The organism is Corallococcus praedator, assembly GCF_003612125.1.
Taxonomy (GTDB): domain Bacteria; phylum Myxococcota; class Myxococcia; order Myxococcales; family Myxococcaceae; genus Corallococcus; species Corallococcus praedator.
Map to the genome: position 1 here is coordinate 1 of NZ_RAWI01000110.1, position 24800 is coordinate 24800.

General features: G+C 69.2%; 20 protein-coding genes. 12 read left to right on the forward strand and 8 right to left on the reverse strand.

Going from position 1 to position 24800, the window contains the following annotated elements; all coding sequences use genetic code 11:
* From D7Y13_RS16495 to D7Y13_RS16510, 4 genes are all read right to left on the reverse strand, one after another.
* The coding region (locus D7Y13_RS16495; RefSeq protein WP_147452456.1) for an FHA domain-containing protein at positions 1 to 453 on the reverse strand (453 nt) is incomplete at its 3' end.
* A gap of 79 nt (positions 454 to 532) precedes the next feature.
* A complete protein-coding gene (cglF, locus tag D7Y13_RS16500; protein ID WP_120531302.1) occupies positions 533 to 796 on the reverse strand; it encodes an adventurous gliding motility protein CglF in 264 nt (87 codons plus the stop codon).
* Positions 797 to 932: 136 nt separating this feature from the next.
* The gene (gene gltE / locus D7Y13_RS16505) at positions 933 to 2372 is read right to left on the reverse strand and encodes an adventurous gliding motility TPR repeat lipoprotein GltE (RefSeq protein WP_120531303.1); all 1440 of its coding nucleotides are present in this window, start codon (positions 2370 to 2372) and stop codon (positions 933 to 935) included.
* Entirely contained in the window at positions 2372 to 5965 is a 3594-nt protein-coding gene (locus D7Y13_RS16510; RefSeq protein WP_199732637.1) for a tetratricopeptide repeat protein, read from the reverse strand. The genes gltE and D7Y13_RS16510 overlap by 1 nt, the downstream gene beginning before the upstream one ends.
* Before the next feature lie 304 nt (positions 5966 to 6269).
* On the opposite strand from D7Y13_RS16510, the gene D7Y13_RS16515 reads away from it, so the two are divergent.
* Positions 6270 to 6920: a hypothetical protein gene (locus tag D7Y13_RS16515; protein WP_120531305.1), complete on the forward strand. Its 651-nt coding sequence runs from the start codon at positions 6270 to 6272 to the stop codon at positions 6918 to 6920.
* A gap of 67 nt (positions 6921 to 6987) precedes the next feature.
* Entirely contained in the window at positions 6988 to 7950 is a 963-nt protein-coding gene (locus D7Y13_RS16520; RefSeq protein ID WP_120531306.1) for an ATP-binding protein, read from the forward strand.
* 76 nt (positions 7951 to 8026) lie between these two features.
* Here the strand turns inward: D7Y13_RS16520 and D7Y13_RS16525 are convergent, their stop codons facing one another.
* Positions 8027 to 10615 (reverse strand): N,N-dimethylformamidase beta subunit family domain-containing protein, encoded by a 2589-nt coding sequence (locus tag D7Y13_RS16525; protein WP_120581875.1) that lies wholly within the window; start codon positions 10613 to 10615, stop codon positions 8027 to 8029.
* A 170-nt stretch (positions 10616 to 10785) separates the two neighbouring features.
* On the reverse strand, positions 10786 to 11979 hold the full coding sequence (locus tag D7Y13_RS16530) for an aspartate kinase (protein WP_120581874.1): 1194 nt from the start codon (positions 11977 to 11979) through the stop codon (positions 10786 to 10788).
* 42 nt (positions 11980 to 12021) lie between these two features.
* Between D7Y13_RS16530 and D7Y13_RS16535 the strand changes: the two genes are divergently transcribed.
* Genes D7Y13_RS16535 through D7Y13_RS16550 form a run of 4 tightly spaced genes read left to right on the forward strand, consistent with a single transcriptional unit; the run spans position 12022 to position 16655 of the window.
* A complete protein-coding gene (locus D7Y13_RS16535; protein WP_199732636.1) occupies positions 12022 to 12765 on the forward strand; it encodes an ABC transporter ATP-binding protein in 744 nt (247 codons plus the stop codon).
* A 40-nt stretch (positions 12766 to 12805) separates the two neighbouring features.
* On the forward strand, positions 12806 to 13609 hold the full coding sequence (locus D7Y13_RS16540; RefSeq protein WP_120531309.1) for an ABC transporter permease: 804 nt from the start codon (positions 12806 to 12808) through the stop codon (positions 13607 to 13609).
* Positions 13610 to 13611: 2 nt separating this feature from the next.
* Positions 13612 to 15180, forward strand: a complete 1569-nt coding sequence (locus D7Y13_RS16545; protein WP_120531310.1) for a GldG family protein — start codon at positions 13612 to 13614, stop codon at positions 15178 to 15180.
* The gene (locus tag D7Y13_RS16550) at positions 15177 to 16655 is read left to right on the forward strand and encodes a DUF4340 domain-containing protein (protein ID WP_120581873.1); all 1479 of its coding nucleotides are present in this window, start codon (positions 15177 to 15179) and stop codon (positions 16653 to 16655) included. The genes D7Y13_RS16545 and D7Y13_RS16550 overlap by 4 nt, the downstream gene beginning before the upstream one ends.
* 10 nt (positions 16656 to 16665) lie before the next feature.
* On the opposite strand, the gene D7Y13_RS16555 is transcribed toward D7Y13_RS16550, so the two are convergent.
* Both D7Y13_RS16555 and D7Y13_RS16560 read right to left on the reverse strand, forming a co-directional pair.
* Positions 16666 to 17370: a metallophosphoesterase family protein gene (locus D7Y13_RS16555; protein ID WP_120531333.1), complete on the reverse strand. Its 705-nt coding sequence runs from the start codon at positions 17368 to 17370 to the stop codon at positions 16666 to 16668.
* A complete protein-coding gene (locus D7Y13_RS16560; RefSeq protein WP_120531312.1) occupies positions 17354 to 18178 on the reverse strand; it encodes a nucleotidyltransferase in 825 nt (274 codons plus the stop codon). The genes D7Y13_RS16555 and D7Y13_RS16560 overlap by 17 nt, the downstream gene beginning before the upstream one ends.
* A gap of 241 nt (positions 18179 to 18419) precedes the next feature.
* On the opposite strand from D7Y13_RS16560, the gene D7Y13_RS16565 reads away from it, so the two are divergent.
* The 6 genes from D7Y13_RS16565 to D7Y13_RS16590 form a co-directional block, all read left to right on the forward strand.
* Positions 18420 to 19418 (forward strand): hypothetical protein, encoded by a 999-nt coding sequence (locus tag D7Y13_RS16565; RefSeq protein ID WP_120581872.1) that lies wholly within the window; start codon positions 18420 to 18422, stop codon positions 19416 to 19418.
* Positions 19419 to 19446: 28 nt separating this feature from the next.
* Positions 19447 to 19989: an RNA polymerase sigma factor gene (locus tag D7Y13_RS16570; RefSeq protein WP_233595219.1), complete on the forward strand. Its 543-nt coding sequence runs from the start codon at positions 19447 to 19449 to the stop codon at positions 19987 to 19989.
* Positions 19986 to 20768 carry a DUF4384 domain-containing protein gene (locus D7Y13_RS16575; RefSeq protein ID WP_120581871.1) on the forward strand — a complete coding sequence of 261 codons (783 nt, stop codon included), beginning with the start codon at positions 19986 to 19988 and terminating at the stop codon, positions 20766 to 20768. The genes D7Y13_RS16570 and D7Y13_RS16575 overlap by 4 nt, the downstream gene beginning before the upstream one ends.
* On the forward strand, positions 20765 to 22444 hold the full coding sequence (locus D7Y13_RS16580; protein WP_233595218.1) for a caspase family protein: 1680 nt from the start codon (positions 20765 to 20767) through the stop codon (positions 22442 to 22444). Before D7Y13_RS16575 ends, D7Y13_RS16580 begins: the two co-directional genes overlap by 4 nt.
* An 11-nt stretch (positions 22445 to 22455) precedes the next feature.
* Positions 22456 to 23415 carry a hypothetical protein gene (locus tag D7Y13_RS16585; protein ID WP_233595217.1) on the forward strand — a complete coding sequence of 320 codons (960 nt, stop codon included), beginning with the start codon at positions 22456 to 22458 and terminating at the stop codon, positions 23413 to 23415.
* Between the two features lie 114 nt (positions 23416 to 23529).
* Positions 23530 to 24800: AmpG family muropeptide MFS transporter (locus tag D7Y13_RS16590; RefSeq protein WP_120630716.1), on the forward strand; the 1271-nt coding region annotated here is incomplete at its 3' end.

The following is a 24800-nucleotide window of genomic DNA, read 5'->3' on the forward strand; positions in this document are numbered from 1 at the left end:
GACGGGGGCCGCCACGGGGGCGGCGACCGGCGCGGCCACGGCCTGCGCGATGGCGGCGGCGGAAGCGCCGGCCACGGGGGCCACGGTGGTGTTCTTGTCGGTGGGCGCGTCCGCCTGCGCGACGGCGGCGGCCAGGTTCACCGCGGCGACAGCGGCCGGGTTCTCCAGGCGGATGGTGGTGCCACCCACGCGGACCTCGTCACCGAAGGAGACCTGCCCCTTGTTGACGCGCTTGCCGTTGACGTAGGTGCCTTCGACGCTGCCCATGTCGATGATGGACATGGAGCCGTCGCCGGCCACTTCGATGACGGAGTGGATGCGGCTGACCTTGTCGTCCTCCAGGCACAGGTGCGCGGAGGAGAGACGACCAATCTTGATGATGTCGCGCTCGTAGTCCTTGGAGGCGACCAGCGTGTCGCCCTTGAAGACCTTGAGTGTCAGGGGTACGGCCATGAAGGGGGCTCCCGGTTCGCTTTGGCTCTCGTTGGACAACGGCACTGGCGGAAGGTTCCCGCCGGCAATTCGTGAGGAATTACAGCTCACCCACGGACTGCATGACCTTGTCCTCGAAGTCCTCGCGAATGCGGATGAGGTTCGAGTGCTTCACGGACTTGCGAGCCTCGACGTACTCACCATCCGGCTTCGTGAGATCGCCCTCGATGGTGTCGTCCTCGAAGTCGACCGTGGACGTCTTCTGCATCTTGGCGCCACCACCGCTCGCCTTGTCCCCGCCCTCGTCCTGGGCGAAGGCCGGAGCCACCGACAGCGTCACGCACAGCATCAGCCACTTCCGCATCCTGCCTCCACGAGGGGCCCCTTCCCGGGCCCGCTTGTTCCGCACGGCAACCCCCGCGAAATGCCGGGGGTTCACAAGGTTCGCATCATCCGGAGTCGCGCCGCCAGCGTGAAGCCACTGGCGGGCTTCTCCCACATCACAGCAGGTCGTCGGTGGGCTCGTCCGAGTCCGCCGGGGCTGCATTCTTCTGGGCAGGCGCGGCCGGAGTGCCGCCCGCCGGGGTCGCCGCGGCCGGCGGGTTGCCGGTTCCGGCGGCCGGGGTGGCCTTGGGCGCGGTGCCATCACCGGACACGGGGGTGGCGGCGTTGGGCGCGGGCTGGCCCTTCTGCTTGGCCTCTTCCGCCTTCATCGCGGCCTGCTGCTGGGCCTGGAGCGCCTCCATCTGCTTGGCCTGCTCCTCCGCGGACTTCGCCTCGCGCTTGGCCTGCACGATGCTCTCCGCCTCGCGCAGCAGCCCGAAGACGGGGGCCTCGCCGTTGAGCGCGACCTCGCCGCCCGCCAGGGCGACGTACTTGCGGTACAGCTCCACCGCGCGCTCAGGGGCGTCCTTCACCTTGTGAAGGATGATGCCGCGGTTGAGGTACGTGGCGCCCAGCTCCGGGTTGAGCTTCTCCGCCTCGTCGTACTCCTGCATGGCCTTGTCGTACTGGCCCTGGCCCTTGAGCGCGATGCCCAGGTCCACGTGCGCGGCGGCGTTCTTGCCATCCGCCTGCAGGATGCGGCGCAGGTGCTCCTCCGCGCCGGGGAAGTCCTCCGCGTCCAGCGCCAGCTGCGCCAGCGCCACATGCGACGGCACGTAGTCCGCCTTGGCCTCCAGCGCGCTCTTGAACTGCAAGCGCGCGCCCGCGACGTCGCCTTCCTTCTGGAGGATGAGGCCCACGGCGTGGTGCAGCTCCGGATCCGCGCCGTCCAGCTTCACCGCGCGCAGCGCCACGAGCTTCGCCATGGCCAGCTGCTTGCGCTCCAGGTAGCTGCGGATCATCACCTTCAGCGCGTTGGTGTTCGCCGGGTCGCGCATGAGCGCGGCGCGCGACAGCTCCATCGCCTTGTCGTGGTCGTTGTTCTGCCGGTAGATCTCCGCCAGACGGGCGCGCGAGCCGGCGTCGTCCGGGTAGCGGGTGAGCACGTCCTGGTAGAGCGCCACCGCGCCGGCCACGTCGCCGGAGTTCTGGCGCATGATGGCCAGGTTGTCCGACGCCTGCCGCAGGGACGGCTTCTTGGTGAGGGCCGCCTGGTAGCGGGCCTTCGCCTCGTCGGGCTTGCCCATGCGCTCGGCGATGACGCCCAGGTTGTACTCGGCCTCCGCCAGGTTCTGATCCGCCTCGGCCGCGGCCTTGAACTTGCGCTCCAGCGACGGGTAGTCGAACGCCTTGGCCTTCTTCTGCGCGTCGAAGGACTTCACCGCGTCATCGAACAGCAGCATGGCGCGGTTGGAGATGGACACCGGCCCGGTGGGCGCGGCGACGGGCTTGTCCACCACCGGCTTCACGGCCGGCTGGGACGACGTGCAGCCGACGGCGGTGAGGGCCAGCGAGGCCAACAGGAGGGCGGGACGGAACGGGTGCGTGCGGTTCATTAGAGGAAGTCCTCCGGCTCCTGATCATCAACGGTCTTCTTGGGCGCGCTGCCGTCCTTGGAGGCGGCGGGCTTGGCGATCTCCGACTCGGTCTGCTGGCGCAGCTGGTTGGTCAGCGTCGACAGGTCCTCGTTGAGCGCTTCGCTCTTGGCCAGCTTCTCCGGCTCGGGCTTCGCCGTCGGGGGCGGGATGTCCTGCACGGCGGCGAGCAGGTCGCCTGCGAGCACGAACTCCTTGTTCTTCAGCGCCAGCTTCTCCTCCAGCACCTCCGGGTACTTGTCCGGAGCGTAGGTGGTGCGGAGGATCTTCAGGCTCGCCGCGGCGCACTCGTTGAACACGCCCAGCTCACGGCTCTTGGCGACCGCGCCGGAGAAGGCCTCCGTGGCCTTGTCCTTGAGCGGCTGCGCCTGGTTGGAGAACTCGTCGCGCAGGGCCTGCTGCGACTCCTCATCCAGACCGCGCGGCATGGGCGCGTTCACCACGAGGTCCGCCATGTGGTCGTACGCCATGCCAATGCGCTGCAGCGCGCAGATGGCGGGCTCCGGGGCGCCCAGGGCCACCGTCTGCACGTACTTCTTCTGGACGACCTCCAGCGCGCGGCCCTTGTCGGCCAGCGAGCCCTTGAAGCGCTCCGGCGACGGCGGCACGCCCCAGTACAGCTTCAGCCGCTTGTACTCCACCCAGTCCGGCTCGATGGCCAGCAGGTTCGCCTGCGCGGCGGCGGCCAGGGCGGGCTTCTCCAGCGAGGCCTTCTGGTTGCGGCCCAGCTGGTCGAAGTACTCGTAGATGCGCTTGTTCATGCGCGACACGTCGCGCGGCTTCTTCATCTTCTCGTAGATGGCGACGATGCGGCCTTCCGCGTTGAGGAACTTGCTGGACGAACGCATGTTGTCGCGCTCGTACTCCTCCAACAGCTTGATGGCCTTCATGTATGCCCCCTGCTTCACGTGGAGGTCCACGATGGAGAGGAACACACCCTCGGCGTCCTTCGACTTGGGCCACAGCTCCAGGTAGTGCTCGCGGTTCTTCAGCGCGGCCTTCAGCTGGCCCAGGCCCTCGCGGTAGGTGGAGGCGTTGAACAGGGCGATCTGCGCCTTGGACTCGTCCCACTTCTGCACCACCGCGGGCTTCGCGGGGGCGTCGTCGTTGGAGGCCTGCTTCGCCTTGGCCTTGGCCTTGGCCTTCGCCTTGGCCTTCGCGGCGGGGGCGCCGCCCTTCTCGCTCAGGTTGCGCTCGTAGCCGCGCACGTAGAGCTCGTAGGTGGAGGCCGCGTCCTCGAAGTCACCGATGGCCTCCAGCGCCTCCGCGTTCGCGTAGATGGAGTCCGGCACGTACTTGGACCGCGGGTACTCCGCGAACAGGCGCTTGCGGACCTCGATGGCCTTGTCCAGGCTCTTCGCCTTGTAATAGTCGACGGACGCATTGTAGAGCGCCAGGTCCGCGATCTCCGTCTGCGGGAAGTCGTGGACGAAGTTCAGGTACGCCTCGGCCGCCTTGGAGAACTCCTTCTTCTCCTCCAGCTGGCTGACCAGCTTGAACGACGACTGTTCAATCAGCTTCGCCAGGTCGTCGCGGAACTTGCCGACCGCGAGCTTGTCGTTCGCGTAGAAGCGGCGCGCCCACTCGTTCACCTTCGCGAAGTCCTGCAGCAGGTTGTACGAGTCCAGGATGAGGTTCGCGGCGATCTCACCCGCGCGCTGGCCGTCCTCGAACTTGTACTCGGGGTAGCCGAGCGCGATCTCGCTGAAGCGCAGCACCGCTTCGTCGAAGTGGTTGTGGCGGTAGTAGATGTTCGCCGCCTTGAAGGCGATCTCCACGCGCTTGTCGCCCTTGGGGACGTACTTGAGGTAGCGCTCGCACGCGTCCAGCAGCGACTTCTTCAGCGTGGGGATGCTGATCTTCTTGGTGATGTCCGTACCGGCGGACTCGCTCTTCGCCTCGCCGCGCGCTTCCGCGGACTTGACGACCTCGTCGTACGCGAGCACGGCGTTGTAGGAGGCGTTGCTCAGCCACTTGCCCGGCTTGCCCGGCTTGGGCTTGCCCTTGTCGTCCTTGGCCTCCAGCACCTTGGCGTCCTGGAGGACGACGAGGGTGTAGTTGGCGGCGGCCTTGTCGAAGTTCTGCAGGTTGTCGTTGAGGAGCTCCGCCCAGAAGAAGCGCAGGTCGTACGCCTTGGGGTTCTCCGGGAAGAGCGTGAGGTAGTCGCTGTACACGGCGTCCGCGTACTTGAAGGTCTCCTCGTTGCGCGTCTTCTTGCCCTCGTTGTGCCAGGTGACGGCGAGGTTGGAGAGCGTGCGCTCGGACAGCTCCTTCGCCTCCGCGAGCGCCTTCTTGTCCTTGTCGTCCTTGATGACGCCGGAGGACTCCACGTCCTTCATGATCTTCACGAGCCGGCGCACCTGGGCCACGGTGCGCTCCTTGTTGCCCATGCGAAGGATGCAGTCGACGATCTTGCCCTGGAAGCCGGGCGACTCGGGCGACAGCGGCTTCTCCTTGATCAGGGCGTTGTACGTGATGGCCGCTTCGCGGTCCTTGCCGTCGCCGTAGTACAGGTTCGCGAGCTGCTTCATCATCGCGAAGCGGTCTTCCGGATTGGTGGCGACCTTGCCGAAGTCCGCGCGGGCCTGCGTGACGTCACCCTCGCGGGCGAAGGAGCGCACGTAGTCGGCGCGCGCTTCACGCACGAGCGACCCCTTGGCCTTGGCCTTGCCGTCCTTCTCCACCGCGGCGGCACCCGCCAGCTCGCCGTAGAGGACCACGGTCTTGTACTTGTCCTTCGCGGACTCGTACTCGCCCATGTTGAAGTAGCACCAGCCCTGCTTGTAGAGGGCGAAGGCGTAGACTTGGTTCTCCGGGAACTCGGCGGCCTTCTTGTAGGCGACGAGCGCCTTCTCCAGCTCCGGGCGCTTTCCCTTGGAGTTGTTGAAGTAGTACTCGCCGAAGGCGAAGTACGCGTCCGGGATGTACTTGGACGTGGGGTGCTTCTCGATGAGGCGCTTGAACGCGACGAGCGCCTTCTTGTCCTGGCCGTCCTCCATCAGGTACTGGCCGAGGAAGAAGAGCACTTCGTCCGTGCGCTCGAACTTCGGGAACTCCTGGACGATCTTCGTGTACTGCTCGACGGCGTACTTGCCGTTCTCCTTCACCTTCGCCATCAACTCCGCCTTCTCCGCCTTGGCCTTCTGCTGGCCCGCGGCGTCGTTGCGGTTCATGGCGACGATGAGCTCGTCGTCCTTCCGGTTGGCTTCGAAGAAGAAGAACTTCGACTCCTCCCAGTAGAGCTCACCCAGGCGGAACAACAAGCTGGGGGCCTCCTTCTGATCAGGAGACAGGGAGATGATCTTCCGCAGCGATTCGATCTGTTCGCGGCGCTTGGAGGCGACCTGCACCTCCACGCCCAGGCGGAACTGATCATATTGCAGCGTGGGAGCGGCCTGCTGGGCTTCCTTCGGGCGCGTGATGTCGCCAGCGAGGGACTTGTCCACGGTGGTCGTGGACTTCTTGCCCAGGTCAGCGTCGCGCAGTGCTTTCTTCTCCTGGGCCGAAGCCATGGAAGTCAGGAGAACGAGGCAAACGAGTAACGAGCGGCGCATGGTCTTCCTAGGAGCGAGGGACCGGCATCCCCGATGGCCTGCCTGCTTGGCAAGTGTCCGGGAATCTTCGGGAATTTCCATGAGGGGACTCGCACTATGCGCGGTTTCCGCAAGGCGGGTCAACTTGGACGGACGGACGGACGGTCCGTTGGAAAGCAGGCGAGAAAACTTCAATTTCGTTGTGCTCGGGGAGCGGCCAGCCGGGGGTTGAACAGTGGCCGGAAGGTTGCGATGAGGGCTTCAGGGAGTATGGGAAGCGGACGGTCGGAAGACTGGCCGCCCTGCCTGGAGCCGTTCGCGGATCATGAGCCTTCTGCCGGAGAGCGCCAGCTTTGAAGAACTGGTGCAGGACTACTACCTCGCGGTGCGTGGCGCGGGGCTGATGTTGTCCGCGTTGGATACCCAACTCGTCACGGCGTGGGCACAGGAGGGGGTCCCCTTCGAAGTCGTGGCGCGCGGCATCTCGCGATCAGCGGAGAAGGCCCTGTGGGACGCGCGGCCCGGGGAGCCGGTGCTGCGCTCGCTCCGGGCGTGCCGGCGTCAGGTGGAGACGGAGATCCGCAAGTACCGCGATCTGTCCGCGGGCCAGGGCGAGGAGGCCGTCCCGGAGGTGAAGAAGAAGCCGGCCCGCTCCTGGGAGGAGGTGCGCCACGCGCGGCTGTGCACGGCGCTCCGGGCCCTCACGGAGCGGGAGTCCGCCCTGGCGCCCCGGGTGCACCGGCTGCTGGACACGGTGCTCGCGTGCGTGCCCCGGGAGCCCGCGGCCATGGATCAGCAGGAGGCGTGGGCGCTGCTCGTGCTGCTGCGGGCCCTGCCCTTCTCGGAGCGGCGCACGGTGTGGCGCGATGCGCGCACGGGCGAGCAGCAGCTGATGACGGCGCGGGCGCGGCGGGTGTCGCGGAGGTTCCGGCTTCAGGCGGCCGTGCGCCGGCGGCTGGACATGAAGGAGACCTGAAGGGTTGGGTCATGGTCGCACGCCTGAACGCAGGTTCAGCGTACTGACGGGCAAGGCGGGCGGTGGTATGGCTGGACCCCAGATGGCGGCCAAGGCGAACGGCGAGGCGTGCGGGGAGTGCGGCGGGCGGACGTACCTCATCGAGCGGCGCGGGGATCTCGCGTCAGCGCGGGTGTGTACGTGCTCGGAGGCGTGCCCGGTGTGTGGCGGGCGCGGGCACATCCTGGTGGAGAAGGAAGGCACCTTCAGCAAGAAGGTGGGTGCGCGCACCTACGAAGTGCTCCAGCCGTGCATGTGCACGCTGCGGCGCAAGCGGGTGGCGCTCTTCAACGACGTGCAGATGCCGGGGGTCATGGCGCACGCGTCGTTCGACAACTACCGCCCCTTCAACGAGGCCCAGGACCGGGGCCGGGGCGTGGCGATGCACTTCGCCCACCAGTACGTGAAGGGCGACACCGCGAAGAACAAGGGCTACGTGCTCAGCGGGCCGGTGGGCACGGGCAAGACGCACCTGCTGGCGGCGACGCTCGGGCACCTGGTGCTGGAGATGGGCGTGCGGTCCCGGTACGTGGAGATCTCGCTCCTGTACGCGACCATCCGGCGCGGGTTCCAGGACGGCAAGAGCGGCGGAGAGATCATCGGGCCGCTGTCGGAGGTCGAGGTGCTGGCCATCGACGAGCTGGGCAAGGGGCGCGGCAGTCCCTTCGAGATGGAGACGCTCGATGAGCTGATCGCCCGGCGCTACAACGCGGGGCGCACCACGCTCTTCGCGACGAACTACTCACTGGAGCCGGAGCGCAAGGGCGCGCGCAGCACCGCGCCGACGGGCTACCGCACCACCGAGGACGCGCGCACGGCGATGAAGGACGCGGAGCTGCTGCGCGAGCGCGTGGGCGAGCGCATCTACAGCCGCCTGTGCGAGATGTGCAGCTTCGTGGAGCTGCCGCGCGACACCCCGGACCGGCGGCGCACGCGGCAGGAGATGGATGCGCCTCCTCCGATGGGTGGGATGCGCAACCCCGGACGCTGATCAGCCCCCGGAGGCGGCGGCGCAACTCCACTCCCAGGGCGAGCCGGTTTGACGCCGGCCCGCGAGGCTCAGCCCCTCACGGCGTGATGGCGCGCACCAGCGAGTTGCCGGCATCCGCCACGTACAGGGTGCCGTCCGGGCCCACCGCGAGCCCCGCCGGCAGCACCAGCTGGGCCTCCTTGCCTGGACCGTCCGCGAAGCCGTAGCGGCCACTGCCCGCGAGCGTGGTCAGCTTCTCCGGCTCCCCCGCCGCGTTGAACACGAGGCGGCGCACCCGGTAGTTGCCGGGGTCGGACACCGCGAGCGAACCGTCCGGCAGCAGCGCCAGTCCCAGGTACGGCAGCAGCTGCCCGCCCGACGGGTCCCCATCCCGGAAGCCGGGCGTCGAGCCGGCCACCACGGAGGTGACGCCGTTGCGCACGCGAATGACCCGCGCCATGCCGCTCTCCACCACGTACGTCGTTCCGTCCGCGGTCTGGACGGCCGCGGAGGGCCGGTAGATCCAATCGCCTTGCAACGTCGTCACCGGATTGCCCGGCAGCACCATGTCGATGCGGCGGATGACGCCATTGTTCAGGTCCGCGACGAGCAGCCCCGTCCCATCCGGCGTGAAGGACAGGCCCGCTGGCTGGTTGAAGGCCGACGCCAGGGCGAGGCCGTCCTGGTAGCCAGGGCTGGTGCCCGCGAACACCTCCGCCCTGCCCTCCACGGGGATGCGGCGGATGACCGCGTTCTCCGTGTCCGCGACGTAGATGTTCCCCTGCGCGTCCGCGGCGATGCCCATGGGGCCGATGAGCCCGGTGAGCACCGTGCGGATCTTCCCGTCCGGCGACACGCGCTTGACGCTGTTGCCCAGCGAATCCGCCACCGCCCAGCCACCGTCCGGCAGCACCGCGACCGCGAGCGGCGCGCCCAGCTCATCCGACGCCACCTTGCCGTCCGAATGGCAGCGCTTGCCCGGCTCGCCCGCCACCGTGTGCACCGCCTGCGCGAACGGGCCCATGGCCGGGGACGCCGCCGGCGGCTGGAACTTCACCAGGTCGTCCGGCACCTTCTTGCCCAGCGCCTTGTAGAGCACGTTGGCCACGATGCGGCCCGCGCGAGGATCCGCCACGCGGTCCCCCACCCCGGCCAGCTTCTGCACGAAGTCGATGCCGCCCGAGGAGAACACGTACGCGTCGCCCTGCTTGCGCACCACCATGTGCGCGAAGCCGAAGCCGCCCTGGAGCGACAGCGAGGGGGACTCGGCGAGCACTTCCACGCCGGCCGGCTGACGGCCGTTGTTCACCAGCTGATCCACTTCGTAGCCGTTGGCCATCCACAGCGTGTCGCCCGCCTTGAGCCCCGTGCCGGCGAAGACCCAGTGGTTTGGCTCCGTGATGACCGTCGGGAAGGGCCACTGGTGCCAGCGCGCCGCGAACTGCACGCCCAGCAGCGCGTTCTCCGGACGGGGCGCGGGCAGGTCGCGGAACTTCGCCGTCTTGCGCTGGTCCTTGTATGGATCCTCCGCGTGGCCCTTGTAGCAGGTGACGATCCGGCGCTCGCGGCCGTCCGCCGCGGGCTCGTAGCGCACCTGCCAGTAGGCGTTGTTCGCGCCCAGGTTCAAGAGCGACCGGCCGTCCGCCAGCGAGCGGTCCGCGGAGTCCCGCTGCTTTGACGACCAGTACTCATCGTGCCCGGACATCACGAACACCTTCGCGCCACGCAGGAAGTCGTAGCTGGAGTCCATGTCCTCGTCGGTGAAGTAGCCCACGTCCAGGTCCTGCGCCTCCAGCCACATCACGAGGCTCAGGTCGTCCAGCATCAGGTGTCCGGAGCCCTGGCCCCGGTAGTAGGGCCGGTCATACGAGGACTGGAAGGCGCGCGCGACGCCGTGCGACTTCATCACGCCCTTCTGGTCGTCGTAGAGGCTGGTGCCACCCCAGGTGTTGTACGCCGCCCAGGTCGAGGTCGGGATGAGCACCGCCACCTCGGAGCGCGGGTTCGCGTCACGCACGAAGAAGGGCACGTAGCGCGACGGTTGATCCTCGCGCACGAGCTTCACCACGTACACGCCGCGCACCCAGTCCTTCTGGATGGGGATGTCCAGCGTGGGGGACCATGCACACGCGATGATGCCCGTTGTCGGATCCGCCGGACAGTCCGCCTGGCGCGTGCCCTTCACGGGGCCGCCCCGCGCGACCTCGCGCGCGCCCACGCCACCGTAGTAGCCCATGCGGTAGACGAACCAGGTGAAGTTCTTCGCTTCGGACAGGGACACCGCCACGCGCAGGGACTCCCCCTGCGTGACGGTCGCCTGGAGGGGATAGCCCTCGATTTCGCGCTGGTTGGCGTTCTTGGTGATGCGCCAGTTGGAGGTGCCCTTCTTCTGGTTCTCCCGGTGCACCGCGTCCGCGTCGCGCGCGGGCAGCGAAGAGCCTCCATCCGGAAGCGTGCCAGCGTCCGGTTCGTCGTCCGGAAGGCCCGCGTCGTACTCCGGCACGACCACGCCACCATCCGAATCAGGCGTCACGCCTCCGTCGTTGGTGTTGAGAGGGGGCTCGTCGTGGCGGTCGCCAGGAGGCGGCGTGCCCGGTGCGGGACCCGTGTCCTTGCACCCGGTGGCGCCCGTCACCAGGAGCGCCAACACCACCCCCAGCCTCGTCCAACGATGCCCCTGCCCCATGCCCTCTACCCTCCACCCAGGGTGTTCACGAGCGGAGGGTAGGCATCGACTTCAGGGAGGGAAGCGCCCTACCCCGGATGGGAACAAAAGTTCGACACTCCACCCCCGTCGGCACCCCGGGGGGTCGTGCAAGTCACCGGATCAACGCAGGTCCACCACGCAAGGCACTGTCAGCTTCCCAGCAGTTCCCGATGCAGACGGGCCGTCAGCGGCTTCAGGTGGGCCTTGTCCACCAGCAGCGTCACCTGCAGCGGAGAGGTGCTCACGGCATGCACCCGAGCAGACAGGCCCTCGGCGGCCGACAAGGCCTTCCGGAGCGGCACCCAGTCCGCGTTGAGGCCCACGCCCACGCACGTCACGGTACCCCACCCGTCCCTCCACTCCACCGCGGGCCCGAAGCGCGTGGTCAGCTCGCGCTGGAGCGCTTCCGGGCCGTGCACGTCCGCGAGCGGAATGGCCAGGAACGTGCGCCCCGGGGCGCCCGGCAGCCCGTCATGCGCGAGCGTGCGGCCGCGCACGGCGCGAGCGTCCAGGAACTCCAGCAGCTCCTGCAGGGGCACGCTGGCGTTGGCGACGAGCACGGCCATCTCCGCGTCCGCCGTCACGCCCTTGACGCGGCTGTCGGTGGGCACGGCCAGCTCCTGCACGGCGGTGCCGGTGCCCAGGCCGTGCGCGGTGCGCGCGAGGATGGTGATGCCGCGCGCCTTGGCCCACTCCACCGCCTGGGCGTTGAGCACCTTGGCGCCGGCGCTCGCCAGCTCCTGCATCTCGTCGTAGCTCAGGGACTCCAGCTTGCGGGCGTCCGGCACCACGCGCGGATCCGCGCTGAAGACGCCGTCCACGTCCGAGTAGATTTCACACGCCTCCGCCTCCAGCGCCGCCGCCAGCGCGACCGCCGTGGTGTCCGAGCCGCCGCGCCCCAGCGTCGTCACTTCCTTCTTGTAGGACACGCCCTGGTAGCCCGCGACGATGACGACCTTGCCGTTCGCCAGCTCGTCCTGGATGCGGTAGGGGCGCACCTCCACGATGCGCGCCTGCGCGTGCGCGTCGTTGGTGATGATGCCGCTCTGGCTGCCGGTGAAGCTGATGGCCGGCACGCCGTGCTCCTGCAGCGCCATGGACAGGAGCGCCATGGAGATGCGCTCGCCACAGGTGAGGAGCATGTCCAGCTCCCGCCGGGGCGGGTCCGCGGACACGCCCTTGGCGAGCGCCAGCAGGTCGTCCGTGGTGTCGCCCATGGCGCTGACCACCACCACCACCTGGTACCCCGCGTCGCGCTTCTCCTTCACGCGACGGGCGACCTTGCCGAGCTTCTCCGCGTCAGCGACCGATGAGCCGCCGTACTTCTGCACCACGATTGGCATCCACGCCTCGCTTCCCGGGCAGTGTAAAGTCCGCCCCCGCGCATGCCAATCACCGAGAATCCCATCATCGAGGTGCGCAACCTCACCCGGCGCTACCGCGATCGCGTGGCCATCCAGGACCTGTCCTTCACCGTGGGTGAGGGAGAGATCCTCGGCTTCCTCGGGCCGAACGGAGCAGGCAAGTCCACCACGATGAAGATCCTCACCGGCTTCCTGCCCCCTTCCGAGGGCATCGCGAAGGTGGCCGGCTTCGACGTGTCCACGCACCCGATGGAGGTCAAACGGCGCATCGGCTACCTGCCGGAGACGCCTCCGCTGTATCCGGAGCTGACGGTGCACGGCTACCTGACGTTCGTCGCGGCGCTCAAGCAGTTGCCCGGCCGCGCGGTGCGTGCGGAGGTGGAGCGCGTGGCGGGCCTCACCGGCGTGAGCGACGTGCTGGGCCGCGTGCTCCAGAACCTGTCCAAGGGCTTCCAGCAGCGCGTGGGCATCGCGCAGGCGCTGCTCGGTTCGCCCCCGGTGCTCATCCTGGACGAGCCCACCGAAGGGCTGGACCCCGCGCAGCGCGCCGAGCTGCGCGCGTTGATCCGGAGCCTCGCGGGCAAGCACACCGTGCTCCTTTCCACGCACATCCTCCCGGAGGTCACCGTGACGTGCCAGACGGTGCTCATCCTCCACCAGGGCCGCGTGGTGGCCCACGACGCCATCGACACGCTCGCGAAGTCCCATGGCCAGGCGGAGCACGCCTCGCTGGAAGAAGTCTTCATCAAGCTGACCGCCGCCTGAAGCGCGCCACTCCCCTTCCCCCTTCGAGGACCTCCCGCGCATGCGCACCGCCCTGGCCATCGCCCGCAAGGAGCTGGCCGTCGCCTTCACCACCCCGTGGGCCTACGCCGTGTTCACCGCGATGGCGGCGCTCTCGTCGTTCTTCTTCGTCAGCCTGCTGGAGCAGTTCCAGCAGGTGCAGTCCCTGGCCCGCGAGCATGGTTGGAGCCGGCTGCCGCCGGACTCGATCGTCTACCGCAACCTCACCGACGGCGTGGTGGTGCAGCTGTGGGGCGTGGTGCTGATCATCACGCTCTTCGTCGCGCCCTTCCTGTCCATGCGGCTGTTCGCGGAGGAGAAGCGCCAGAAGACGTTCGCGCTCCTGCTGACGACGCCGGTGCGGCCGGTGGACATCGTGCTGGGCAAGTACCTGGGCGGCCTCGGGCTCATCTTCGTCACGCTGGGGCTGACGCTGGTGTTCCCGGTGCTGCTGTCGGTGGTCGGCTCGGGCGCGTCCGGGCCCGCGCTGGAGTGGCCCACGGTGCTGCTGGGCTACGGGGCGGTGCTCGTGTGGGGCGCCACCTGCATGGCGGTGGGCCTGTTCATCTCCGCGCTGACGGAGAGCCAGATGCTGGCGGCCTTCCTCACCTTCACCGTGCTGCTGCCGTGGATGCTGCTGCGCGGGGTGGCCCAGTCCACGGCGGAGCCGCTGCGCTCCTTCCTGAACTACCTGTCCTTCGACACCCAGTTGCAGGGCATGATCCAGGGCGTCCTGGAAGTGCAGGCACTGGTGTTCTTCGCGTCCGTCATCCTGTTCTCGCTGCTGCTCACCCACCGCGCGGTGGAAGCGCAGCGCTACGCGTGACCATGAGAGCGACCCACGTCACCCGGGTGCTGGGGGCCTTCGGCCTGCTGCTCCTGCTGTCCAGTCCCTTCACGCTGTTCCTCTCCTCCGGCAGCGTGGGGCTCGCGCTGGGCAAGGCGGTGCTGGGCACGGCGATGATCGCGGCCTATGTCGCCACGCACCGGCAGGAGCTTGGCCGCGCGGGCTCACGCCGCACGGGGCGGTTCCTCGCGTCCACCGTGCTCACCACGCTGGCCGTGCTGGGCGTGCTGGTGGCGCTCAACGTCCTCGCGTTCCGGAAGAACCAGCGCTGGGACCTGACGCGGGCGCGCATCTTCTCGCTCGCGCCGCAGACGCTCGAGACGCTCGCCGGTTTGAAGGAGCGGGTGCACGTGCTGGCGCTCATCCCGCCCACGCATCCGGCCTACGGCGACCTGGAGGAGCTGTTCCGGCGCTACCACGAGGCCGCGCCCCAGACGTTCGACGCCACCTTCGTGGACCCGCGCCGTGAGCCCTCCCTGGCCGCGAAGTACCAGCTCAAGGATGGCCAGACGCTGGTGGTCGTTTCGCGCGGCGAAGGCGAGAGCGCGCCCCACACCCTGCTGCCGATTCCCGCCGAGCAGGAGCTGACCAACGCCCTGCTCCAGTTGGGCGCCGCGGGCGCGCAGAAGGTGTACTTCCTCGAAGGGCATGGCGAGTGGCCCCTGGAGACGCCACAGGGCCCGCAGGGTCCCGGTGATGGGCTGTCGGAGTTCCGCCGTCAGCTCTTGCGTGAAGGCTACCGCCCCGAACCCCTCAACCTGCTGGGCAGGCAGGAAGTGCCTCGCGACGCGGGGCTGCTGATCATCGCGGGCGCCAAGGAGGACTACACGGCTCCGGAAGTGGCCGCCCTGCGCACCTATCTGGGTGAGGGCGGACGGCTGCTGTACTTCACCGACGTGGGCACGGCGGACGGGCTGGGCCTGTTCCTGGCGGACTACGGCGTGCAGGTGGACGACGGCGTGGCGGCGGACTCGCAGTTCAACGCGGGCAACCCGTTCGTCCTCGTGTCGAACTTCTTCGGCAAGCACGTCATCACCCGCCCGCTGCAGGAGCGTGCGCTCAACGTGCAGCTTCCCACCGCGCGCAGCCTCACCCTGTTCCGCGAGGGCTTCCTTCCCGGCGTCACGGTGGAGCCCGTGCTGCTCACCTCGCCGTATGCGTGGGTGGAGACGCGGCCCCAGGAAGATGCCACCCCATCCGATGGCGAGAAGATGGGACAGCTCACGCTCGTGGCCGCCGCGTCCCGGGACACTCGCGGCGCGGACAACAAGCGCTTCGATGAGGCACGGCTGGTGGTCCTGGGCGATTCGGAGCTGCTGTTGGATCCGAACTGGGGCCACGAGGCCAACCGCAACCTGGTGATGAACGCCCTGGGCTGGGCGTCGCATCAGGTGGAGAAGATCACCCTGCGCCCTCCGGACCGGGAGACCTCCACGCTGGAGTTGAGCGCCAGCCAGATGCAGACGCTGCGCTTCGTCGCCACCGACCTGCTCCCGCTGTCTCTTCTGGGCGTGGGGCTTGCCGTCTGGCTGTCTCGGAGGAACCGGTGAGGACTTCGTCGTTCGTGGTGCTCGGGCTCGCGGTGCTGGGGCAGTGGGCGTGTTCGCGTGAGTCGGAGAAGCCGCCGGCCCCGCCCAGGCTCTTCGCGACGGAGACCGCGGAGCCGACGCGCGGCGCCCCGGCCCCGGCGGCCCCCGTCTTCACCCACCTGACGGTGAAGGCCCGGGGCGCCACCACGGAGCTGGAGCGGACGCCCGAGGGCTGGCGGATCACCTCGCCCGTGGAGGCGAAGGCAGACCCCTACGCCGTCGACGCGATGGTGCAGCAGCTCACCACGGCGAAGTTCAAGGCCACGGTGAACGCGGCGCCGTCGGACGCGGACCTGAAGAAGTTCGGCCTGACGTCCCCGAACTTCACCGTGACGGCGCGGGCCTATGTCCCGGACGCGAGCGGCGGCGGCGCGGACGACCCGTCCCGCCAGCGCACCGTGACGCTGTCGGGCGGAGAGGAGAATCCCTTCGACGGCTCCGTGTACGTGCGCCGCGACGGGGACGCGACCGTCTACGCGGCCGAGGGTGCCGTGCGGTGGTCGCTCGACAAAGGCCCCTTTGAACTTCGCTCCAAGGAGTTCCTGGGGCCGCTGGACGCCGCGTCGCTCCAGTCCATCGAAGTCACCGCGAAGGACCACGCGTACCTGCTGACACGCGAGGCCGACGGCAAGACGTGGCGGATGGTGAAGCCGGAACCGACGCGCGCGAACGCCAGCCGCGTGGCGGACCTGCTCACCGCGTTCGCCGGACAGCAGGCCCTGTCGTTCCCCGAGGACACCCCCGCCGCCCGGAAGGCCCTGGGCCTGGACGCGCCCCTCGTGGATGCGCGCTTCGTCACCACCTCGGGCGACCCCATCCGCGTGCGGCTGTCGCAGGTGACGCGTGACGGGGCCCCTGTCGTCCATGCCCTGCGGGAGCAGGGCGCGCGCTCCACACTGGCGGAGGTGGATGCGCGGGCCCTGACGACGCTCGACGTGGGCGTGCCGGAGCTGAAGGACCGACGCGTGCTCGCGTTCGCGCGCGAAGCCGTGCGCCAGTTGGAGTTCCATCCCGGAGGCAAGGCCGCTCCCGTGGTGGTGGCGCGCGGCTCGTCCCTGGATGGTGGCTCCGACGCGTGGCGCATCGAAGGTCCCGACGGCGGACTCGCGCGTCACTTCCGCGTGGTGAAGCTGCTGGGCACGCTGGAGTCGTTGAGGGCCGCCGCGTTCGGTGAAGCGAACGTGAAGCGCTGGGAGCGCTATGGCATCAGCGAGGCGTCCCGGAGCGTGGTGCTGCGCGACGCGGACGGACGGGAGCTGGCGCGGTTGTGGCTGGGCCACGCCGTGCCGGAGCAGGACGAGCGGCTCTACGCGCGCGGCTCCGGCCCCGATCTGGTGGAGGTCTCCGCGAGCGCCGTGGCGGCTCTGCCCACGAGCGCCGCGGACCTGAAGGACGCGCCGCCCGGAGGTCCGGACGGCGGGGCTCCTTCGCCCTGAGGCGGAAGCGCTACACCTCCATCAGGGCGAAGCGCTGCTCGGGCGTGAACTTGGTGAGCAGGGGCATGGCCACGTTGAACACCGGGATGCCGCTCTTCGTCTTGCCTTCGCGCGCACCGTGGTGCGCGTGGCCGTGGAAGACGTAGGCCGCGCCGTAGTGGTCAATGGGCATCGACAGGCGGCTCGTCCCGAGGAAGGGGCGGATCTCGATGTTCTCCCCCTCCAGCGTCTCCGGGATGGGCGCGTAGTGCATGATCACGACCTTCTTCGGCGTGTCCAGGTGGCTGAGCGCCGCCTCCAGCTTGAGCGACTCCGTGACGGCCTCCTGCACGAAGGACTTCGTCTGGCCCTCGCCGAAGGCCTGCAACGTCGCGTTGCCGAAGCCTCCGCCGAAGCCCTTCACGCCCGCCACGCCCAGCACCTTCTCGAAGATGAAGTGGTCTCCGTCGAGGATGTGCACGCCCACCTTCGACAGCTCCGTGCAGATGTCCTTCACCTGCCCGTGTTCGTAGTCGTGGTTGCCCAGCACCGCCGCGCAGGGAACGCGCAGGGCCGACAGCTCCTCGGCCAGCACCTTCCCCTCTTCCAGCATGCCGCGATCCGTCAGGTCGCCGCACAGCAGCAGCAGGTCCGCGGAAGCGTTCACCTGCTTGACGAGCTGACGGAAGCGACCGTGCTGGTCGTCCCGACAGTGGAGGTCACCGACCGCTGCCAGCCGTATTTTCGAGCTCGGATCTCGCGCCACGCACGTCCCCCTCGGGTCGTTCTTGTTCGTCCCAGGCCCTGCCGTCCCCAAAGCCCCAGTGGTGGATGTCCACGTGGTAGTTCACCTTGGACACCAGGTTGCCGCGACACAGGCGCTCATCCCAGCTGCCGTCGCGCACCGTCTGGAGCGTGCGGCTCATCAGCTCCGTCATGACGTAGTTGGGGACGATGTCGCGCTCGCTGGGATAGGCGAAGCGGAACATCATCAGGTGGCTGAGCAGCACCTCCCAGTAGCGATCAAAGCGCCGGAGGATGCGGTCCCAGTCCATCTCCCGCCCCGCCTTGAGGATGAGGTGGTTGATGTCCGCGCCGTCGTAGCGTTCGCGCTCGGTGACAAAGGCCTTGGACCAGATCATCTCCTCGGCGGGCGCGATGAGACACTCGTAGCCGAAGATGTTGGCCTTCTTGGCGTTCGTGAACCACTCGTCGTCCACCGTCGCCACGCCGTTGCCGGAGGAGAAGATGAAGTCGACGAAGTAGTCGCCCTTGTACGCCTTGTAGATCCACACCTCGTCGTGATGTTCGGTGCGCCAGCCATCCTTCTCCAGGACCTCCAGCGCGCGGACGGCGTCCGCCTTGCGCGGGAACAGGTCCAGGTCCTTGGTGTCGCGGTAGATGCCCGTATAGGTGGCGTAGGCATAGGCCCCGCCCACCACGAATGGCACCCCAGCCTCATGGAGCAGGCCGACGGCTCTGGCGCGGGCGTTGATTTCGTCCGGCGCGCGCTCACGCTCAGCCAGCGAGGCGTCCGTACCCATGTCCCCGGGATGGTTCGGGTGTCGTTTTTCCATGGGCGAAATGTAGGGATGCCCCATTTCAACCGTCAGGCAGGCGGGCGTGGGCGGCAGGAGGGCAGGCAGGCAGACTCCAAACGACCGGTTTCATTGGAACTTTTTGATTCAAGCGAGCGCCTTTTCTGTTTTTCGCACGGCCTGTGTCCATGGGAGCGAGTTCCCCGCCGCACGGCCCGCACGACGGGCCCCGAAAGGACACCTCACCATGCTGCGCAAGAGCCTGCTGTGTGCCGCCTCCCTGCTGTTCGCCTCCGGTTGCGGCGACGACGCCGGGCCCTCCGAGGACACGTTCCGCGACGGCCTTCCCACCAAGGAGATGACGCAGGTGAAGGCGCCCAAGGAGAACGGCCAGGGCCTGACGTCGAGCGGCCCGTCCGCGATGGCCGGCCAGGGGCAGAAGTCCGAGTACTACCAGGCGACGGTGGACGCGACGGTGACGGTGAACGGCGGCACGCTGTGGGTGCTCAACCTCATCGAGCAGATCGCCAAGTATCCGCCGACGACGCTGGAGGAGAACAAGGCCGTGTGGGGTCCGCACACGGACGCGCTCAGCCCGACGACGTGGCGGTTGACGGTGACGAAGTCGGGGGACGCGTCGTTCTCCTGGGTGCTGGACGGCAAGGCGAAGGCGGACGCGGACAGCGCGTTCAAGGCCGTGCTGTCCGGCTCGCAGACGGTGACGGTGGATGCGAACGGCGAGCGCCAGCGGGGCTTCGGTTCCGGCGAGCTGCACATCGACTGGGACGTAGCGCACAGCCTGCCAAATGCCGATCCGAAGCACGTGGGCACGGCGGAGATCCGGTATTCGCGCCTGAACGCCACGGCGGAGACCACGGTGGAGGCGGACTTCCGCCAGGTGCGTGACGAGAAGAATCCGGAGAAGCGCACGGACGCGGACTACCGCTTCAAGGCGACGGCCACCGGCGGGGAGCTCGAGTACGCCTTCCGCCAGGATGTCGACTCCCCTGTGGACGGCACGCTGGAGAAGGTGGGCATCAAGAGCCGCTGGACGCTGATGGGCGCGGGCCGCGCGGACGTCAAGGTGTCAGGAGGCAGCCTGGGCTTCGAGGTTCTGTACAGCGAGTGCTGGGACCCCAACTTCCTGAGCACCTATCTGGAGCTCAACCTGGAACCGAACCCGAGGTACGGCGAGGAGCAGACGAGCTGCGGCGGCTTCACCACGGCGGTGTACTCGTCGCTGTGAGCCCGCTCGGGGTAGGCTCCAGCCGCACGTGACCGGACCTCCCCCGCTGGCCCTGAAGGTGGTGGCTCCCCGTCCTTCCGAGGACCGGCGGGCCGTCCTGCGCGACCTGTATGTGAAGTACGGCGGCAGCGTGAGGGAGCGCTGCCGCTACCTGCTGAAGGATGCCAGCCGGGCCGAGGACGCGATGCAGGACGTCTTCGCCCGTGCGCTGGTGCACGGAGAGTCGTTCCGCGCGGAGGCCTCCCCGCTCACGTGGTTGATGAAGATCGCCACGCACCACTGCCTCAACCAGCTGCGCTCGGAAGGGGCGGCGTGGCGGCGGTGGTTCGCCCGGGACGAAGCGGCCCGCTCAGAGGGCCACGGGGGTGCGGAGGCGATGGAGACGCGCGACCTGGTGCGCAAGCTGCTGGCCCGGGTGGACGCGGAGACGCAGGCGGCGGCCATCCACTACCACGTGGACGGGATGACGCTGGAAGAGGTGGCCGTGGTGCTGGGGCGTTCGGTGCCCACGGTGCGAAAGCGGCTGGAACAGTTCGCACAGCTGGGTGGAGAGGAGCTGAACGTCCGATGAGCGCGCACGAGTCGAACTGGACATTGCGCCGCCTGCACGTCGGCGAGCTGCTCGCCCCGGAGGCCCTGCGCGCGCGTGAGCATGCCGAGGCATGCGAGGCGTGTGGTGCCGTGCTCCGGTCCTTGACGAACGAGCAGACCGCGTTCGAGGCGGAGGTCCCCTTCGAGCGCTTCGAGGCGGGCGTGGAGCGCTCGCTGGCCCGGCAGGCCAGGACTTCGGCCAGGCCCGCGACGCGGCCCGCGTGGGCAGGGCCGCTGATGGTGGTGGCGGCGTCCCTGTTCGTGCTGGTGCTGGCGCGTCCGCTGCTGGAGTCCGGCACGGTGACGCGGCCCGTGACGGGCAACCGGCTCAAGGGTGGCGCGGGCGCGGAGCTTCGCATCGGTGGCGGCGTGGAACCGCAGCGGGTGGCCAGCGTGGACGCGCCGGAAGCCCTGCGGCCCGGTGAGCGCGTGCGGCTGGGCTACACGCCGGAGACGCACCGCTACGTGGCGGCGCTGTCGGTGGATGCGCAAGGCGAGGTGACGCCGCTGTATCCCGAGTCGGGGGACAGCCTCGCGGTGGAGCCGGGTGCGGGGCAGCACTGGTTGCCGGAGAGCGTGGAGTTCACCGGCGCGGGGGCGGAGCGCGTGGTGCTGGTGCTGACGGATGCGCCGGTGTCGATGGATGCCCTGAGCGACGCGGCGCGGAAGTCCTTCGCGGCGGCGGGGCGGGACGTCACGCGCATGGCGCCCCTGGATGTCGCGGGTGAGCAGACGCAGTGGATCCTGCTGAAGCCATGAGCGACCTGCCCGTGCAGCGTGGCGCTCCGGAACAGGCACTGCCTGCGGGGCTTCGCGCTCTGGCGCGGCTGCGCGCCGTCATCGTCCCGGCCCGTGCATGGGCTCCTGGGCTCGCGCTCGCGTTCGCGCTGCTGGCCACCGCCGCGCACGCGGACACGCTGCGCCGCTTCGCGCTCATCGCCGGCAACGACACCGGGGGCAGTGACACCCGGCCCTTGAGCTACGCGCGCGACGATGCTCGCAAGATGCACGACCTGCTCACCCGCCTGGGCGGCGTGGCCCCGTCCGACGCGAAGCTCCTCCTGGACGATGACGCGAAGGACTTCCTCACCGCCCTGTCGGAGCTGGAGCAACGGGCGCGCGCGGCCCAGACGCGCGGGGAGCGCACCGCGCTGTTCGTCTACTACTCCGGCCACGCGAAGGACGGAGCCCTGCGCCTGGGTGACTCGCGGCTCGCCTTCGACGCGCTCAAGCGCCGGCTGGCGGACGCGCCCGTGGACATCCGCATCGCCATCCTGGACTCGTGCCGCTCCGGCGCGCTCACGCGGACCAAGGGAGCACGCAAGGCGCCCGCCTTCGACGTGGAGGCCGGCGCCGCGCGCGATGCCCGGGGCGTCGTCATCCTCACCTCCAGCGCGGCGGATGAGGACTCGCAGGAGTCGGACGCACTGGGCGGCAGCTACTTCTCCCACCACCTGGCGAGCGGCCTGCTCGGTGACGCGGACCGCAGCGGCGACGGACGCGTGACGCTCTTCGAGGCGTATTCGCACGCCTACGCGCGCACCGTCGCGGACACCGCCGACAGCAGCGCGGGCCCGCAGCACCCCACGTTCAGCTACGACCTCGCGGGCAATGGGGACCTGGTCCTCACCGACCTGCGCGCGAGCGCCGAGGGCCTCGTGGTCCCCGGAGGCGCGCCCGCGGGCTCCTACTACTTCGTGGATCCAGGCGGACTGGTGGTCGCGGAGCTGGACAAGACCGCGGACATGGAGCGCCGCGTGGCCCTGGCCCCCGGCACCTACCGCGTGAAGCGCCGGCTCAGCGACAGGCTGCGCATCGGGGACGTGGAGATTGCTCGCGGACGGACCACCGTGCTGGAGGAGCCGCGCCTCAAGGACGCGCCCTTCTCCGACGACCCCGTGAAGGGCGCCGGCAGGGGCCAGGACGCGTGGTGGGCCTTCGGCCTCACGGGCGGCTACCAGTCCTTCTTCGACGCGGCCACGCGCCAGGCGCTCTTTCTCTCCGTGCCGCTGTTCGGCGCGGAGGCCGAGTTGCACGACTACTTCCGCCGCGACTGGGTGTGGGGCTTCGACGCGTCCGTGGGCGGCACGCGCGGGGTGCTGGCGCTGCCCACGCTCGCGGGGCCGTCGTACCGGTACTCGGTGGTGAACCTGGGAACGAGCCTCACCACCGAGTGGCCCCTGGGCCGCGTGTCCCCGTTCGTGGGCGGCCGGCTGGCGTACCTCATCCTGGGCCGCCAGTTCGAGGACGCGGCGTTCCCGGATCAGCGCTTCGCCATGGTGTCACCGGGGCTGGTGGCCGGCGCGCGCTTCCAGCTCATGCGCCGCCTCCAGCTCACCGCGCGGGGCCGGGCGCAGTACCTCCAATACACCGTCGATGCGCAGCGGTCCCTGGGCTACTGGGAACTGGCGGCGCTCCTCACGTACGAGCCATGAGAGCGCACGCGATGCGAAACCTGATCCCGGCCCTGCTCTGCCTCCTCGCGGTCGCGTGCGGCGGCGACTTCTCCAACGACGACTTGGAGTTCCAGAACGCCCTGCCCCAACGCGAGGACCTGGCCGCGATGCTGCCGGACTCCGCCAGACGCGCCGGCCAGGGAACCGGCACCCGCGAGGACAGGCTGGGCCTCCAGGTGCCAGGCGCGACGTCGGAGCTGGCGGTCCAGTCCTATCAGGTGGGCACGCAGTTCAACGCCAGCGTGGACGCCCTGCTGACCCTGCTGGAGCTGTTCCGCGGCGTGGCCCCCACCACGCGAGAGACCGACCGCCGCATCTGGGGCCCCTTCCCCGCGGACGACCATCCCGGGCACGAGCTGCGCCTCGTGATGGAGCGCCAGGGCGGCGACTTCGCCTACCGCCTCCAGTTCCGTCCCCGGGGCGCGGGCGAGGACGGGTGGTGGACCTACCTGCCCGGCACCTTCAAGGCGGACGGCGGGATCCGCAAGGGCACGGGCACGCTCGCGCTGGACCTGAAGGAGGCCCGCGCGAACGGCTTCGACACGCGCGAGGCGGACGGGTTGGACCGGCTGGACATCCGCTACCAGACGAAGGCGCTGCCCACGAGCGTGGAGCTGCTCTTCACGGGCGCGGGGGCCACGCTGCCCCTGACGCGCTATGCGTCGCGCCAGGTGCCGGAGGGGCTGGGGGAGATGACGTTCCGGCTGCCCGGCCAGGACCTGGTGCCCGGCGGGCTCCTGGAGACGCTGGACATCGTGTCGCGCTGGACACCCGAGGGACGGGGCAAGCTGGTGCTGACCATCCTGGAAGGCGACGCGAAGGGCCTGAAGTACACCGAGTGCTGGGACGCGCAGACGCGGATCACCTTCCTGCAGCGCAACTGGGATTTCATCAACCCCACCGAGGGAAGCGCGGCCTCCTGCCCGGACGTGTCCGCGCTGGGGCCGTAGCGAAAGCCGCCGGGGTTGGTGCCCGGACAGCAGCCGGGCGGACATTCCCTGGCCGTTGGAAGGTGACGCGCGGGGGGGATTCTCTATGCTGGCGGCTGTTCTCCCGCGCCCTCCATGACCAATCCCTCGCTTCTCACCGTCTTGAAGAGCCGGCGCATCTGGCTCCTGATGGCCGTCGGCTTCGCGTCCGGCCTCCCCTTGTGGCTGACCGGCGTCACGCTGTCCGCGTGGATGAAGAACGAGGGGGTGAACCTCAAGACCATCGGCATCTTCAGCCTCGTGGCGCTGCCCTACACGTTCAAGGTGCTGTGGGCGCCGCTGATGGACCGCTACACCCTGCCCTTCCTGGGCCGGCGGCGCGGGTGGATGCTGCTCACGCAGGTGCTGCTCATGGGCGCCATCTCCGCCATGGGGCTCGTCAACCCGAAGGACGCCCCCATCGCGATGGCGTGCATGGCGGTGGTGGTGACGTTCCTGTCCGCCAGCCAGGACATCGTCGCGGACGCGTGGCGCACGGACATCCTCCCCCTGGAGGAGCGCGGGCTGGGCAACTCCATGTACGTCACCGGCTACCGGATGGGCATGCTCGTCGCGGGCGGACTGGCGTTCATCCTCTCCGACATCCTCGGCTGGTCGAAGACGTACTACGTGATGGGCCTGCTCATGAGCGTGGGCGTGGTGGCCACGCTCTTGGCCCCGGAGCCCCAGAGCGTGCGGCCTCCGCGCAACCTTCTGGACGCGGTGGTGAAGCCCTTCGTGGACTACTTCCGCCGGAAGTACGCGCTGGGGGTGCTCGCGTTCCTGGTGCTCTACAAGCTGGGGGATGCCATCGCCGCCAGCATGGTGACGCCGTTCTACATCGAGCTCGGGTTCTCCAACACGGAGATTGGCGCGCTCAGCAAGACGCTGGGCATGCTGGCCACCATCGGCGGCGGCCTGCTGGGCGGCGTGCTGATGGTGAAGCTCAGCATGCGCCGCGCGCTGTTCATCTTCGGCGCCGCGCAGGGGCTCACCAACCTGGCCTTCCTGGCGCTGTCGCTCGTGGGCAAGAACGACCTGATGCTCGCGGCCGCCATCACCGTGGACAACGTGTGCACGGGCCTGGGCGTGACGGCGTTCGCCGCCTTCGTGATGTCGCTGTGCCACAAGAGCTTCAGCGCCACGCAGTACGCGCTGCTGTCCACGATGGGCACCATCGCCAACCGGCTCATCGGCTCCGTGTCCGGCTACCTGGCCACGTGGATGGGCTGGCCCACGTTCTTCGCCTTCACCGCGGCGGCGGCCATCCCCGCGCTGGTGCTGCTGGTGTTCCTGCCCGAGCACGCGGCCCAGCCCCTGGAGGATGTCCCCCCCGCCCCGGGGGGGACATCCTCCAGGGGCTGGGC

What these genes read in the sequence shown, in the direction of transcription:
- D7Y13_RS16510 (WP_199732637.1), bottom strand. Translation starts at nt 5,965, where the DNA reads ATGCGCCGCTCGTTACTCGTTTGCCTCGTTCTCCTGACTTCCATGGCT.
- D7Y13_RS16530 (WP_120581874.1), bottom strand. Translation starts at nt 11,979, where the DNA reads ATGCCAATCGTGGTGCAGAAGTACGGCGGCTCATCGGTCGCTGACGCG.
- D7Y13_RS16560 (WP_120531312.1), bottom strand. Translation starts at nt 18,178, where the DNA reads ATGGGTACGGACGCCTCGCTGGCTGAGCGTGAGCGCGCGCCGGACGAA.
- D7Y13_RS16515 (WP_120531305.1), top strand. Translation starts at nt 6,270, where the DNA reads ATGAGCCTTCTGCCGGAGAGCGCCAGCTTTGAAGAACTGGTGCAGGAC.
- gltE (WP_120531303.1), bottom strand. Translation starts at nt 2,372, where the DNA reads ATGAACCGCACGCACCCGTTCCGTCCCGCCCTCCTGTTGGCCTCGCTG.
- D7Y13_RS16565 (WP_120581872.1), top strand. Translation starts at nt 18,420, where the DNA reads ATGCTGCGCAAGAGCCTGCTGTGTGCCGCCTCCCTGCTGTTCGCCTCC.
- cglF (WP_120531302.1), bottom strand. Translation starts at nt 796, where the DNA reads ATGCGGAAGTGGCTGATGCTGTGCGTGACGCTGTCGGTGGCTCCGGCC.
- D7Y13_RS16520 (WP_120531306.1), top strand. Translation starts at nt 6,988, where the DNA reads ATGGCTGGACCCCAGATGGCGGCCAAGGCGAACGGCGAGGCGTGCGGG.
- D7Y13_RS16545 (WP_120531310.1), top strand. Translation starts at nt 13,612, where the DNA reads ATGAGAGCGACCCACGTCACCCGGGTGCTGGGGGCCTTCGGCCTGCTG.
- D7Y13_RS16580 (WP_233595218.1), top strand. Translation starts at nt 20,765, where the DNA reads ATGAGCGACCTGCCCGTGCAGCGTGGCGCTCCGGAACAGGCACTGCCT.
- D7Y13_RS16575 (WP_120581871.1), top strand. Translation starts at nt 19,986, where the DNA reads ATGAGCGCGCACGAGTCGAACTGGACATTGCGCCGCCTGCACGTCGGC.
- D7Y13_RS16540 (WP_120531309.1), top strand. Translation starts at nt 12,806, where the DNA reads ATGCGCACCGCCCTGGCCATCGCCCGCAAGGAGCTGGCCGTCGCCTTC.
- D7Y13_RS16585 (WP_233595217.1), top strand. Translation starts at nt 22,456, where the DNA reads ATGCGAAACCTGATCCCGGCCCTGCTCTGCCTCCTCGCGGTCGCGTGC.
- D7Y13_RS16525 (WP_120581875.1), bottom strand. Translation starts at nt 10,615, where the DNA reads ATGGGGCAGGGGCATCGTTGGACGAGGCTGGGGGTGGTGTTGGCGCTC.
- D7Y13_RS16535 (WP_199732636.1), top strand. Translation starts at nt 12,022, where the DNA reads ATGCCAATCACCGAGAATCCCATCATCGAGGTGCGCAACCTCACCCGG.